The organism is Magnetospirillum sp. XM-1 (assembly GCF_001511835.1).
In the GTDB taxonomy this organism is placed as follows: Bacteria; Pseudomonadota; Alphaproteobacteria; order Rhodospirillales; family Magnetospirillaceae; genus Phaeospirillum.
This window is the reverse complement of record NZ_LN997848.1, coordinates 1,756,538-1,769,510: the sequence shown is the minus strand read 5'-3', so window position 1 is coordinate 1,769,510 and position 12,973 is coordinate 1,756,538. Positions and strand designations below refer to the sequence as shown.

Here is a 12,973-nt window from a genome sequence, read left to right as displayed (position 1 = left end):
ACCTTTGCGCCGCGCATTCTTCTGTGAACTGGCTCACACCGGTCAGGCGGCGGCGGTAATTCCCTTGAGAACGTTCTGCAGTTCGCGGCGCTGGGCCTGCCACTCGGCTTCCTCGTCCCGTTCCCGGCGGCGGATTTCGGGGCGATCGCGGAGCTGATGGACGGTGCGCATCAGATAGGGCATGTGCGCCGCCCTTTCCTGCTCGGTGCGGCCCAGGCTGGTGACGAAGCGCTCGAGGAAGTGCGAGGTGACCCGGCCGAACACCCGGTGGGCGGTAAGCGTCAGGAACTCGCCCCAATTGGCGGCGTATTGCTGGTGGGCGGCCAGCAGATAGTCGCGAAGCGCGCCTTCCCGCGCCGCCTGCTGGAAGACCCGGGGCTCCATCTCCTGCTCGTAGAGGTCATGGCAGCGCTGCCAGGCGGCATTGAGGGCGCCGGCCAGGTCGCGGGTGGGATCGAACAGGGAGGTCAGCGTATCGATCTCGGTATTGCCGATGCGCGGCAGGTCGTAGGCTTCGGGGCTGGGCGGCTGCAGCATGTCGCGCAGCGCCCTGGTGCTTTCCTTGACCTGGAAGACCCGGCTGCCGTCCTCCTTGACGCGCTCCACCAGCTTCAGTTCATCCCAGGCCAGCCGCCAGCGCTCCAGCATGTCCTCGGCCAGGGGGGTATCGACGCTTTCCCAGAAGCTGTCCCCGTCCATGGCGCGCCAGTCATTGTTGGCCGCCATCTGGCGCAGCAGACGGCTCTTCATCATCTCCGGCAGGATCAGGACCTCCACCGCCTGGCGGAAGCGGGGCGCGAAGTCGGGCGACAGCACGAAGACCGGCGCCAGCGGACGGCAGACCGAGGGATTGTCCTTGTGGAACACCACCAGCACCTCGTCGATGCGCCGGCCCACCGCCTCGGCGCACAGGGAATCAAAGGTTTCGAAGTCCCGGCGCGGCGGGGGCAGCTCGGCCTGGGTGTAGTTCAGGCGGGTCAGAAGATGGGCCAGATGGGGCGGCAGGCTGTATTCCACGTCCTGGGCCGAAGCCGGGGCCATCGCCTTGCCCGCCGCCGAAGCGGGTTTGACTGACTCCGGCGAAGCGGGCTTGGCCGGCTCTGCCGGTTGGGACCGTGCGTCGGGAACGGCGGCGAAGCGGCGGCCCATGGCGCTGTCCTCGGTCAGGATATGGTCCATCACCGACACCCGGATGAAGGCGAGCAGGGTCGACGCGATGTCGCGCCGGACCGACGCGTCGGAGGCGACCAGATAGCGCCGCCGCAGCAGGTGGATGCGGTCGGCCACGGCGTCATGCCCGTCGCGGTGAGCATAGAAGCTGGGGCAGCCGATACCCGACAGCAGGTTTTCCTCGCGGCTGAAATGGTCGGCGATCAGCCCGACCAGCTCTCGCATGGCCTCGCCCGTGCCACTTTCGTCCCCGGCCGTCACGCTGGCCTCGAAGCCGTTGATCAGCTCGACCAGCGCCCGGTGGTCGGCATCCAGTTCGGGAACGCCGATGGACATGGCGTCCTGCCATTGAATGGCCATCTCTTCACCCCTATCGAAACAGTCTCGGGCAAGTCGCCGCATGCCGCGCCGCACCCGTGACAGAGTGCGAGGCGAGTTGCATACCATCGTATGTAGGGGCTTTGCCCCTATACGAATGAATGGGCGGTGATAATGTTCTTTATCGCGACTTCATGTAGCAAGTTGTGTCGCTCGCTACAATCGGGTCCATACCTGAAAACATGACTCATATGACACAAGAATATATGCGTTTTCTACCGGGAATACTTATCACGCCATGCCCCTTGCGCCGCCCGGACGGCCGTGTACCCTTGTTCCCGACCGATCACGAGCGGGAGGAAACGGTGGGCACCATCTATGTGGCCAGGAGCAAGGGGCTGCAAACCTGGGGGGCCGATGTGGGCCTGGGAAAGAATCTCTACGCCATCGGCTATGTGGAGGACGGCACGCCCGAGGAGGCCCTGGCCGCCGGACTGGCCGGCGAGAAGGACTGGGTCCTGGTCAAGGCCCAGGAAGCCGCCGAGGGCGTGGACGAAGCCAGCCTGCTGGAACGCCTGGGGCGCAAGGAAAAGCTGGTGGACCCCACCTATTACCCCCGCATCCGCGGCGCCAAGGGCCTGGTCAAGGTGGACCCGCTCAAGGTCGAGAACTCGATCCGCATCCGCAAGGCCCTGGAAACCGGCCTGGAGCCCAAGGAGGTGAAGGTCAAGCCGGCCGACATCGCCCAGTACCTGATCAACAACGCCCTGGGCTGAGAAAGCGGGCTAGAGCAGCCTTTCCCGGATATGGGCCATCAGGCCGGCGGATCCGGCTTCGATCATGTCCAGCACCCGTTCGAAGCCGTCTCCCGCCCCGTAATAGGGGTCGGGAACATCCTGCAGCCCCAGCTGCGGCGCGAAGGACAGGAACAGCACCAGCCGCTCGTGATATTCGGGCGGACAGGCGCGGCGCATGATGTCCAGATGGCCGCGATCCATGGCCAGCAGCAGGTCGAACTCGGCGAAATCGGTCTTCTTCAGGGCGCGGGCCCGCAGGTCCTTCAACTCGTATCCCCGCTTGCGCGCCGCCTCGGTGGAGCGGCGGTCCGGCGGCTCGCCCACGTGGTAGGCATGGGTTCCGGCGGAATCCACGCCGACCCGCCCGGCCAGCCCCTCGGACTCCACCAGGGCGCGGAACACCCCGTCGGCGGTGGGCGAACGGCAGATGTTGCCGGTGCAGACGAACAGAACCTTGACCATGGGGTGCTTCCTGCCTTTTCGTTGACGGGCACTATAAAGGGAACGCGTCATGACGGGAAAGGGTAGCATCGTCGTGCTGACCGGTGCCGGGATTTCCAAGGAATCCGGCCTGGACACCTTCCGCGACAAGGACGGCATCTGGTCCAAGGTGCGCATCGAGGACGTGGCGACGCCCGACGCCTTCCGCCGCGACCCCGCCCGCGTCCAGGCCTTCTACAACACCAGGCGGCGCAATCTGGTGGAAGGCGACATCCACCCCAACCCCGCCCATCAGGCCCTGGCCCGGCTGGAGCGCGAATGGCCGGGCGAGGTGCTGGTGGTCACCCAGAACATCGACGACCTGCACGAGCGGGCCGGGTCGCAGAACCTGATCCACATGCATGGCGAGTTGCTGAAGATCCGCTGCGGCAAGTGCGCCCGGCCCCTTCCCTGGACCCAGGACCTGGCGGTGGACGCCAAGTGCCCCGACTGCCACCGGCTGGGCAGCTTGCGCCCCCATGTGGTGTGGTTCGGCGAGATGCCGCTCTCCATGGACCGCATCTTCGAGGCCCTGTCCCAATGCGCCCTGTTCGTCTCCATCGGCACGTCGGGCCACGTCTACCCCGCCGCCGGCTTCGTCCAGACGGTGAGGAACCAGGGCCGCGCCCATACGGTCGAGCTTAACCTGGAGCCCTCGGAAGGGGCCTCTCTGTTCCGTGAAACCCGCCTGGGGCCTGCCTCCCAGCTGGTCCCCGCCTTCGTGGAAGAGCTGCTGTCACGCTAACCGCTCTTGACTCTGGACGCGATATAAGTAGCCATGTGCCCCTGATGTCTAAGGGGGACACCTGATATGACGGCCCATGGCGGAGACGGAAAGTCCCGCAACGTCGCCGGCCTGATGCTCGCCGCCATCGGGGTGGTGTTCGGCGACATCGGCACCAGCCCGCTTTACGCCATGAAGGAAACCTTCAGCGGCCCGCACGCGGTCACCATGGACAGGGGCAACATCCTGGGTGTGCTGTCCCTGGTGTTCTGGGCCATCACCATCATCGTCTCGTTCAAGTACGTCATCATCATCATGCGCGCCGACAACCGGGGCGAAGGCGGTTCCCTGGCGCTGCTGGCCCTGGTCAGCCATGCCGCCGAGAACAACCGCCGCCTGTCCATCATGGTCAGCGCGCTGGGCATCTTCGCCGCCGCCCTGTTCTACGGCGATTCCATCATCACCCCGGCCATTTCCGTGCTGTCGGCGGTGGAAGGGTTGCAGGTGGCAGCGCCCCATCTGGAGCAATGGGTGGTGCCGCTGACCCTATGCATCCTGTTCGTGCTGTTCGCCATCCAAAGCCACGGCACCGACCTGGTGGGCAAGATGTTCGGACCGGTCATGCTGGTGTGGTTCCTGACGCTCGCCATCCTCGGCATCCGCAACCTGTCCCATGCCCCCAGCGTGCTGGCGGCGCTGTCGCCCCACTACGCCATCTCGTTCCTGTTCCGCGAGGGCTGGCACGCCTTCCTGGCGCTGGGCTCGGTGGTGCTGGCGGTGACCGGCGCCGAGGCGCTTTACACCGACATGGGCCATTTCGGCCGCCTGCCCATCCGGCTGGCCTGGTACATCCTGGTGCTGCCCGCCCTGATCCTGAACTATTTCGGCCAGGGCGCCCTGCTGATCGCCCAGCCCGAGGCCATCGCCAACCCGTTCTTCAACCTGGCTCCGGCCCATCTGGCCCTGCCGCTGGTGATCCTGGCCACCATGGCCACGGTGATCGCATCCCAAGCGGTGATCTCCGGCGCCTTCTCGGTGACCCGCCAGGCCATCCAGCTGGGCTTCCTGCCGCGCATGGAGATCATCCACACCTCGGAAGAGGAGATGGGCCAGATCTACCTGCCCTTCGTGAACTGGCTGCTGATGGCCATGGTCATGACCCTGGTGGTGGGCTTCAAGACCTCGTCCAACCTGGCCGCCGCCTACGGCGTGGCGGTGACCGGCACCATGGTCATCGACGCCTTGCTGGTGGGCACGGTGATGCTGCTGATCTGGAAGTGGAATCCGCGCAAGGTGAAGTGGCTGATCGGCGGCTTCCTGGTGGTGGATCTGGCCTTCTTCCTGGCCAATTCCATCAAGATTCCCGATGGCGGCTGGTTCCCGCTGGTGGTGGGCGGCCTGATCTTCACCCTGCTGACCACCTGGAAGGACGGCCGCAGGCGCCTGCTGGCCCGCCTGAAGGCCGACGCCCTGCCGGTCGAGGACTTCCTGGCCTCGCTGTCGGACCGGGTGCCGCGCGTGCCGGGCACCGCCGTGTTCCTGACCGGCACCTCGGAGGGCGTGCCCATCGCGCTGCTGCACAACATGAAGCACAACAAGATCGTCCACGAGCGCGTCGTGCTGTTGACCGTGGTGGTGGAGGAAGTGCCCTACGTGCCCGAGGAGCAGCGCCTGGAAAACCGCCTGCTGGCGCCTAATTTCCACCGATTGTTCCTGCGCTACGGCTTCATGGAAAGCCCCAACGTGCCCAAGGCGCTGGCCCATGCCCGCACCGACCAGCTGGGCTTCTTCTACGAGCCCATGTCGGTCTCCTATTTCGTCTCGCGCGAGACCCTGGTCCCCACCGAGAAGACGGGGATCGTCGGCCTGCGCGAGACCCTGTTCGGCACGCTTTCACGCATGGCCACCAGTGCCATGGACTTCTTCCATCTGCCCAGCAACCGCGTGGTTGAACTGGGCAGCCAGATCGAGCTGTAGCCATGGAACAGGCCGCGACGGAGAAGACCCCGCCGGAAAAGACCGACGTCAAGCGCATGGGCGCCCTGACCCTGGCGGCCATCGGCGTCGTCTACGGCGACATCGGCACCAGCCCGCTCTACACCTTGAAGGAATGCTTCGACCCCGACCACGGCATTCCGTCCACCCCAGACAACGTCATCGGCATCGCCTCGCTGGTGTTCTGGGCCATCATCCTGGTGGTCACCGCCAAATACGTGCTGTTCGTCATGCGGGCCGACAACCGGGGCGAAGGCGGCATCCTGTCGCTGCTGGCGCTGGCGGTGCGCGCCACCGGCGGCGACCGGGGACTGGTCGGCCCCATGGTCGGGCTGGGCCTGTTCGGCGCCGCCCTGTTCATCGGCGACGGCATGATCACCCCGGCCATCTCTGTGCTGTCGGCGGTCGAGGGACTGGAGGTGGGAACGCCGTTCTTCGCCCCCTTCGTGGTGCCCATCACGCTGGCCGTGCTGGTCGGCCTGTTCGCCATCCAGAGCCGGGGCACCGAAACGGTGGGCCGGCTGTTCGGCCCCGTGATGGTGGTGTGGTTCGTCACCCTGGCCGCCCTGGGCGTCACCCAGATCGTCGAGCACCCCTACATCCTGAAGGCCATGAACCCGGCCTACGGCGCCGTCTTCCTGGCCACCCACGGCTGGATCGCCTTCATCGTGCTGGGCTCGGTGGTGCTGGCGGTGACGGGGGCCGAGGCGCTTTACGCCGACATGGGCCATTTCGGCAAGCGCCCCATCCAGCTGGCGTGGTTCATCCTGGTGCTGCCGGCGCTGGCGCTGAACTATTTCGGCCAGGCCGCCCTGATCCTGGAAGACCCGGCGGCGGCCAAGAATCCATTCTATCTGCTGGTTCCCGACTGGGGCCTCTACCCCATGGTGATCCTGGCGACCATGGCGACCATCATCGCCAGCCAGGCGGTGATCTCGGGCGTGTTCTCGCTGTCGCGCCAGGCGGTGCAGTTGGGCTATTCGCCCCGGCTGGACATCCGCCACACCTCGGACGAGGAAGAGGGCCAGATCTACATTCCGCGCGCCAACTGGGGCCTGCTGCTGGGCATCTTCACCCTGGTGATCGGCTTCAAGAGCTCGAGCAACCTGGCCGCCGCCTACGGCATCGCGGTGACCGGCACCATGATGGCCACCACGGTGCTGTCCCTGGTGGTGGCGCACCGCAGCTGGAACTGGCCGATGTGGCTGTGCGTGGTTCTGGGAACGGCCTTCCTGTCCATCGACATCGGCTTCCTCAGCGCCAACCTGCTGAAGGTCGCCCAGGGCGGCTGGTTCCCCCTGGCGGTGGGCTTCGGCATGCTGCTGCTGATGGCCACCTGGCGCAAGGGCCGCGAGATCCTGTCGCGCCGCCTGGCCGACGGCGCCATGCCGCTGGACATGTTCATGGCCCAGCAGAAGGCTTCCAGCAACATCCTGCGGGTGCGCGGCACCGCCGTGTTCATGACCGGCGGCACCGACACGGTACCCATCGCCCTGCTGCACAACCTGAAGCACAACAAGGTGCTGCACCAGCGGGTGGTGTTCCTGACCGTCATCACCGAGGACATCCCCCGCGTCTCGGCCCGCGACCGGGTGGTGGTCGAGGGTCTGGCCGAGGGCTTCTACCGCATCACGGTGCGCTACGGCTTCTTCCAGGAGCCGGACATCCCCAAGGTGCTGCGCCTGTGCAAGGCCTTCGGCCTGGAATTCGAGATGATGGACACCTCGTTCTTCCTGGGCCGCGAGACCCTGGTGCCGTCCACCCATCCCGAGATGCCGGAATGGCGCGAACGCCTGTTCGTCATCATGAGCCGCAACGCCGTGGCCGCCACCGACTTCTTCCGCATCCCGGCGGGCCGCGTGGTGGAACTGGGCATCCAGGTCCAGCTGTAGGAAAAGCCGCCGCCGGGAGAGCCGGCGGCGGCGCATCCCTTACGCGACGGCTTCGACCTTGCCGTCCAGGTCCATGATCAGCAGTTCCACCGCCAGATTGGGATATTTGGCGCCGATCTGGGCGCCCAGCGCCTTCAGCTTTGCGGCGTGGGACGCGGTCTCGGTGGCCTTGTCCTTCACCGCATCGGCGCCCAGGAACACCTTGTAGGCGCCGCAGTCGCGGTGATCCATGACGATCACCTTCTTGATCTGGTGCAGGTCGATGGCGACCTGAACATGATCCCAGAAGGTCTGGCCCCACGACACGTTCTTGTCCTGAAGAACGCCCAGCGACGCTCCGGCCAGCACCACATGGTCGTATTTGTCAGTCATGTTGCGGCCGCCCATGTAGCGGACGATGTCGTCCATCAGGCGGTAATCCATGCAAGACAGCAGCAAGGCGTCGGTGCCGCCGGCCGCCAGGCTGATCTCGGGCCTGAAGCCCACCCACAGGGCGGCCCCGGCCCCCAGCGCGAATTTGACGAAGCCCCGGCGCGACAGGTCTTTCAGCGCATCGCTACAGCATTGGGACATGTTGGCGTTTCCTTCCCGTTTGTCGCTTCGGGCGAGGGCCGCCCGGAGGAGCCGCTTATGCGCGACGGGAAAGCTTAGTCCAAACGTATGGGGCGGGAAAAGAGGCCCGTCTCAGATGATCTTGGCTTCGCCGTCGCCGGAAAACACGCCCGAGACACCCGACAGGTAGGAGCGCATGGACCGACGGTCCAGCAGCTTGTCCTGGGCGGCGGGCGGCAGGTCGGTGAAGGCGATCACCCGCTTTTCCACCAGCACCGCCACCAGATCCTCGACCACGCGGATGAAGGCCAGGTCCGAGGCCAGGAAGCGGGCGGAATTGCGTTCGCCCCCGGTATCGCGGAACAGAAAGTCCAGCACGTCGGGATGGCTGGCCGGCAGGTTCTCGGCCGCGCTCTCGCTGGCCTGCTCGAAAAGCCCGACCACCCGACCCTGCCCATCGCGGCTGACATACGGCATATCGTCGTTCCCCGACCTTGACCCGACCGCCGACAGGCTACCGCAACGGCGCGCCCGGGTCGCCGCCAAAAAATATCCATCGGGAAGATAGGGTTACAGAATGATTCAAAGCGAGGGCGGACACAGGCCAAAGGGCATGTTCAACTTGACCATGGCATAGGATGCCGCAGTGGGACGGGGCACATAAAGGTCGAGGAGAGGTAGCATGCGCACCCTGGCCTGGTCCGAGCACTTCGCATTAGGACACGCGCGGATCGACCGCGAACACCGCCGCCTGATCGAGCTTGCCGCCCGCATCGAATCCGAGGCGGAAAAGGCCGCCCGGGTCGAGGACATCCTGCCGCTCTGCCACGACTTCTTCCGGCTGCTGGTCTCGCACTGCTTCTACGAGGAGCAATTGCTGCGCAAGCTGCCCCGCGACCGCTTCGGCCCCCATGTGGACGAGCATTGCCGCGGCCACGCCCGCCTGATCAAGCAGGCCCAGACGGTGATGGCCGGTCACATTCCCACCGGCTACGAAAGCCTTCCGGCCTTCCTCGACGCCTATTTCGAGCTGATGCACGACCTTCTGGTGGACGACACCGAACTGGTCGGCTCGCTGATCCGCGAGGGCTACCACCGCCTCGGCACCCCGGAAGCCGGACCGGTCTGGTTCGCCGGCCCCGGCGCGCCCCCGGTTTGACATCCAGGCCCCCAAGGTGTAGCCATCGGGCATGGCTCCACCTCCCCTCCTCGCGCTTCGCGACGTTCGTCTGACCTTCGGCGGCAAGCCGCTGTTCGAGGGCGTCACCACTTGGATCGCCAAGGGCGACAAGACCTGTCTGGTCGGCCGCAACGGCTCGGGCAAGTCCACCCTGCTGAAGGTCCTGGCCGGCGAGATCGCGCCCGATTCCGGCGAACGCTTCGTCCAGCCCGGCACCTCCATCGCCGTGCTGCCCCAGGACCCCATCATCCTGGCTCCCACCATCGCCGATTACGTGGCCCAAGGCCTGCGCCCCGACGAGCGCGACCAGATGTACCGGGTCGAGGCGGTCCTCGACGCCATGGGGATGGACGGAAGCCGCGACCCGGTGGTGCTGTCGGGCGGCGAAGGCCGCCGCGCCGCTTTGGCCCGCGCCCTGGTCGGCCAGCCCGACGCCCTGCTGCTGGACGAGCCCACCAACCATCTGGACCTGCCCACCATCTTGTGGCTGGAGGAATGGCTGTCCGCCTATGGCGGCGCCCTGGTGATGATCAGCCACGACCGCCGCTTCCTGGAAACCGTCTCCAAGCAGACCCTGTGGCTGGAGCGGGGCGTGGTGCGCCGCGCCGAATTCGGCTTCGAGAAGTTCCCCGCCTGGCAGGACGAGGTCTTCGCCGCCGAGGAGGCGGAACTGGCCCGCATGGACACCCGCATGCGCCAGGAGCTGCACTGGCTGGCGCGCGGCGTCACCGCCAGACGCAAGCGCAACATGGGCCGCCTGCGCGCCCTGCAGGGCCTCAGGTCCGAGCGGGCCGAGCGCAAGTCCCAGGTGCTGGCCGCCGGGCGTCAGGTCAATCTGGCCACCGATTCGGGCGACCTGTCCGGGCGGCTGGTGATCGAGGCGGAGAACGTCACCAAGGCGTTTGGCGACAAGCGCATCTGCCAGGACTTCTCCACCCGCATCCTGCGCGGCGACCGGGTCGGGCTGATCGGCCCCAACGGAGCGGGCAAGACCACGCTTTTGCGCATGCTGACCGGCGAGTTGGCCCCCGACGGGGGCGTGGTGCGTCTGGGCACCAATCTGGAGACCGCCTATTTCGACCAGCGCCGCGCCGCGCTCGATCCCGACAAGAGCGTGTGGGACACCCTGACCGACGGACGCGGCGACAATGTCTGGGTGCGGGGCACGCCCCAGCACGTGGTCGGCTACATGAAGGACTTCCTGTTCTCGGAAGCCCAGGCCCGCACGCCGGTGCGCGCCCTGTCGGGCGGCGAAAGGAACCGCCTGCTGCTGGCCAAGCTGCTGGCCAAGCCCTCCAACCTCCTGATCCTGGACGAGCCCACCAACGACCTGGACATGGACACCCTGGACCTGCTGGAAGAGGTGCTGGCCGATTACGACGGCACCCTGCTGGTGGTCAGCCACGACCGCGACTTCCTCGACCGGCTGGTGACCAGCGTCATCGCCGTAGAGGGTGACGCCGAGGTGGCCGAGTATGTGGGCGGCTATTCCGACTATCTGCGCCAGCGCCCGGTCAAGGCGGAGAAGGCGGCGCCCAAGCCGCCGTCGAAGCCCCAGGCCAGCCCCAAGCCCCAAAGCGCCCGCACCAGGCTGTCCTACAACGAGCAGCGCGAGCTGGACCAGCTGCCCGGCCGCATCGACACGCTGACGGCGGAGATCGCCAAGCTGGAGGTCGATCTGGCCGACCCCAACCTCTACGCCAAGGACGCCGCCCGCTTCCAGAAGCTGGCGGCCCGCGCCGAGGCGGCCAGGGGCGAGCTGGACGAGGCCGAGGTGCGCTGGCTGGAACTGGAAGCCAAGCGCGAAGAGGCGGCGGGAAAGTGACGCGGCGGGAAAAGCGGGCGGGACGCCCGCGCTCCAAGCGCCCCGCCTATTGCGTCCCGCCCTCCGCTTGTTGGAGCGCGGGCGTCCCGCCCGCAGGGGCACAATGACCGCCCCCTCTCGCCTGACGCCCCTGGAATGGGCGTCCGCCACCCTGGTGGTGGTGATCTGGGGCCTTAACTTCGTGGCGGTGAAGACGGCGCTGGGTACCCTGCCGCCCTTTCTGCTGACCGCGCTGCGCTTCGCCTGCACCGCCTTGGTCCTGGCGCCGTTCTTCCGGCCCGGCCGCGCCCAGCTGCCCGGCATCCTTCTGCTGGCCGTGCTGCTGGGCGTGGGGCATTTCGGCCTGATGTTCTTCGGCGTCGCCGGCATGGACGCAGCCACCGCCGCCATCGTCATCGAGCTGTCCATTCCCTTTTCCGCCATCCTGGCCTGGGCCTTCTTCGGCGAGGTGCTGGGAGTCTGGCGCAGCCTGGGGCTGGCCGTGTCCTTCGTCGGCGTGGCGCTGCTGGCCGGCGAGCCTCACCTGCCCCGCCTGGCCCCCTTCGTCGCCGTGGTGGCGTCGGGCTTCGCCTGGGCGCTGGCCAACGTGGTGATCAAGCGCTTAGGGACCATCAACCCGCTGGCGCTCAACGGCTGGATGGCCCTGCTGGCCGCGCCCATGCTGCTGGGCCTGTCGCTGGCCACCGAAAGCGGCCAGATGGAGGCCATCGCCGCCACCGGGATCAAGGGCTGGAGCGGCGTGGCCTACACCATCATCGGCTCGACCCTGATCGCCTATACCCTGTGGTACAAGCTGATCGCCCGGCACTCCATCAACCGGGTGGTGCCCTTCACCCTGCTGGGGCCGGTGGTAGGGCTGGCCGGCGGCGTGCTGCTGCTGGGCGAGCCGCTGACCTGGCACAAGCTGGTGGGCGGCGCGCTCACCGTTCTCGGCGTCGCCGTGGTGGAATTGCTGCCCGGCCGCGCCATCCACCGTGCCGAAGAACCGGAGCCCGGAACATGAGCGTCATCTCGCGGCCCTCGCCCAATTTCGAGCCCCGCCCCGCCGGGGCGGTAATCGACACGCTGGTGCTGCACTATACCGGCATGGAGAGTGGCGAGGCCGCCCTGGCGCGGCTATGCGACCCGGCGGCCAAGGTCAGCGCCCATTACGTCATCGAGGAGGACGGCCGCGTCTTCGCCCTGGTGGCGGAAGAGATGCGGGCCTGGCATGCCGGCGCGTCGTCCTGGCGGGGCGAGACCGACGTCAATTCCCGCTCCATCGGCATCGAGCTGGTCAATCCAGGGCACGAATTCGGCTATCGCGCCTTTCCCGGCGCGCAAATCGAGGCGCTGATCCGCCTGGCCCGCGAGATTCTGGCGCGCCACCCCATTCCGCCCCGCAACGTGGTCGGCCATTCCGACGTGGCGCCGACCCGCAAGCAGGACCCCGGCGAACTGTTCCCGTGGCAGGACCTGGCCGAGCGCCACCTCATCGGCCTATGGCCGTGCGGCGAGCCCACGGCGCTGCCGCCCGAGCACGTGCTGCTGGCCGGCCTTTCCCATGTGGGCTACGACATCCACGACCCCAAGGCGGCGCTGACCGCCTTCCAGCGCCATTTCCGGCCCTGGAAGGTGGACGGGCTGATCGACGAGGAAAGCGTCGGACGCCTGCGCTCTCTTCTGCGGATCGTGCGTTAGGCGCCCTTCTGGATTTTAAACGTATAGACGCCGTTGTCCTGCTCCTGGCTGAGCAGGGTGTTGCCGGTCTGGCGGCAGAAGGCGTCGAAGTCAGCAACCGAACCCGGATCGGTGGCGATCACCTCCAGCACCGCCCCGGCCGACAGGTCCTTGATCGCCTTCTTGGCGCGCAGAATGGGCAGCGGGCAGTTGAGGCCCTTCACGTCCAGAACGGTGTTCGACATCCGCATCCTCCCTCGGATCATTGTGGCGGTTCGGCCCGCCCCGTTGATATCAGGCTACACTAATATTCGATCCCGTCCCAGTCCATTGATGCCAGCCGCTCGGCGGTGATAGCCTGGACTCCGCTGAATGGAGAGT

The 12,973-nt window shown here is 66.9% G+C and carries 13 protein-coding genes; 8 read left to right on the top strand and 5 right to left on the bottom strand.

Annotation, left to right across the window (positions count from 1 at the left end; genetic code table 11):
- Positions 1 to 42 precede the first annotated feature (42 nt).
- Positions 43 to 1,530, bottom strand: a complete 1,488-nt coding sequence (locus XM1_RS08290) for a bacteriohemerythrin (protein ID WP_068432559.1) — start codon at positions 1,528 to 1,530, stop codon at positions 43 to 45.
- 323 nt (positions 1,531 to 1,853) lie between these two features.
- On the opposite strand from XM1_RS08290, the gene XM1_RS08285 reads away from it, so the two are divergent.
- Positions 1,854 to 2,264 carry a hypothetical protein gene (locus tag XM1_RS08285; RefSeq protein WP_082700427.1) on the top strand — a complete coding sequence of 137 codons (411 nt, stop codon included), beginning with the start codon at positions 1,854 to 1,856 and terminating at the stop codon, positions 2,262 to 2,264.
- Positions 2,265 to 2,273: 9 nt separating this feature from the next.
- Here the strand turns inward: XM1_RS08285 and XM1_RS08280 are convergent, their stop codons facing one another.
- Complete coding sequence (locus XM1_RS08280) at positions 2,274 to 2,747, bottom strand: low molecular weight protein-tyrosine-phosphatase (protein WP_068432555.1); 474 nt, start codon at positions 2,745 to 2,747, stop codon at positions 2,274 to 2,276.
- A gap of 49 nt (positions 2,748 to 2,796) precedes the next feature.
- On the opposite strand from XM1_RS08280, the gene cobB reads away from it, so the two are divergent.
- From cobB to XM1_RS08265, 3 genes are all read left to right on the top strand, one after another.
- Entirely contained in the window at positions 2,797 to 3,510 is a 714-nt protein-coding gene (cobB, locus tag XM1_RS08275) for a Sir2 family NAD+-dependent deacetylase (RefSeq protein WP_068432553.1), read from the top strand.
- A gap of 66 nt (positions 3,511 to 3,576) precedes the next feature.
- Positions 3,577 to 5,466 carry a potassium transporter Kup gene (locus XM1_RS08270; protein ID WP_068432551.1) on the top strand — a complete coding sequence of 630 codons (1,890 nt, stop codon included), beginning with the start codon at positions 3,577 to 3,579 and terminating at the stop codon, positions 5,464 to 5,466.
- A gap of 2 nt (positions 5,467 to 5,468) precedes the next feature.
- Positions 5,469 to 7,376, top strand: a complete 1,908-nt coding sequence (locus tag XM1_RS08265) for a potassium transporter Kup (protein WP_068432549.1) — start codon at positions 5,469 to 5,471, stop codon at positions 7,374 to 7,376.
- Positions 7,377 to 7,415: 39 nt separating this feature from the next.
- Here XM1_RS08265 and XM1_RS08260 read toward each other — a convergent pair whose 3' ends face one another.
- Both XM1_RS08260 and XM1_RS08255 read right to left on the bottom strand, forming a co-directional pair.
- The gene (locus XM1_RS08260; RefSeq protein WP_068432547.1) at positions 7,416 to 7,949 is read right to left on the bottom strand and encodes a carbonic anhydrase; all 534 of its coding nucleotides are present in this window, start codon (positions 7,947 to 7,949) and stop codon (positions 7,416 to 7,418) included.
- A gap of 111 nt (positions 7,950 to 8,060) precedes the next feature.
- Positions 8,061 to 8,405: a hypothetical protein gene (locus tag XM1_RS08255; RefSeq protein ID WP_068432546.1), complete on the bottom strand. Its 345-nt coding sequence runs from the start codon at positions 8,403 to 8,405 to the stop codon at positions 8,061 to 8,063.
- A gap of 205 nt (positions 8,406 to 8,610) precedes the next feature.
- On the opposite strand from XM1_RS08255, the gene XM1_RS08250 reads away from it, so the two are divergent.
- The 4 genes from XM1_RS08250 to XM1_RS08235 all read left to right on the top strand — a co-directional run bounded on the left by XM1_RS08250 (position 8,611) and on the right by XM1_RS08235 (position 12,613).
- Positions 8,611 to 9,087 (top strand): bacteriohemerythrin, encoded by a 477-nt coding sequence (locus XM1_RS08250; RefSeq protein ID WP_068432544.1) that lies wholly within the window; start codon positions 8,611 to 8,613, stop codon positions 9,085 to 9,087.
- Between the two features lie 31 nt (positions 9,088 to 9,118).
- A complete protein-coding gene (locus tag XM1_RS08245; RefSeq protein ID WP_068432543.1) occupies positions 9,119 to 10,933 on the top strand; it encodes an ATP-binding cassette domain-containing protein in 1,815 nt (604 codons plus the stop codon).
- Between the two features lie 103 nt (positions 10,934 to 11,036).
- Positions 11,037 to 11,936, top strand: a complete 900-nt coding sequence (locus XM1_RS08240) for a DMT family transporter (protein ID WP_068432542.1) — start codon at positions 11,037 to 11,039, stop codon at positions 11,934 to 11,936.
- Positions 11,933 to 12,613, top strand: coding sequence for an N-acetylmuramoyl-L-alanine amidase (locus XM1_RS08235; RefSeq protein ID WP_068432539.1), 681 nt, complete (start codon positions 11,933 to 11,935; stop codon positions 12,611 to 12,613). The genes XM1_RS08240 and XM1_RS08235 overlap by 4 nt, the downstream gene beginning before the upstream one ends.
- On the opposite strand, the gene XM1_RS08230 is transcribed toward XM1_RS08235, so the two are convergent.
- Positions 12,610 to 12,837 (bottom strand): sulfurtransferase TusA family protein, encoded by a 228-nt coding sequence (locus XM1_RS08230; RefSeq protein WP_068432537.1) that lies wholly within the window; start codon positions 12,835 to 12,837, stop codon positions 12,610 to 12,612. The genes XM1_RS08235 and XM1_RS08230 overlap by 4 nt on opposite strands.
- Positions 12,838 to 12,973 lie beyond the last annotated feature (136 nt).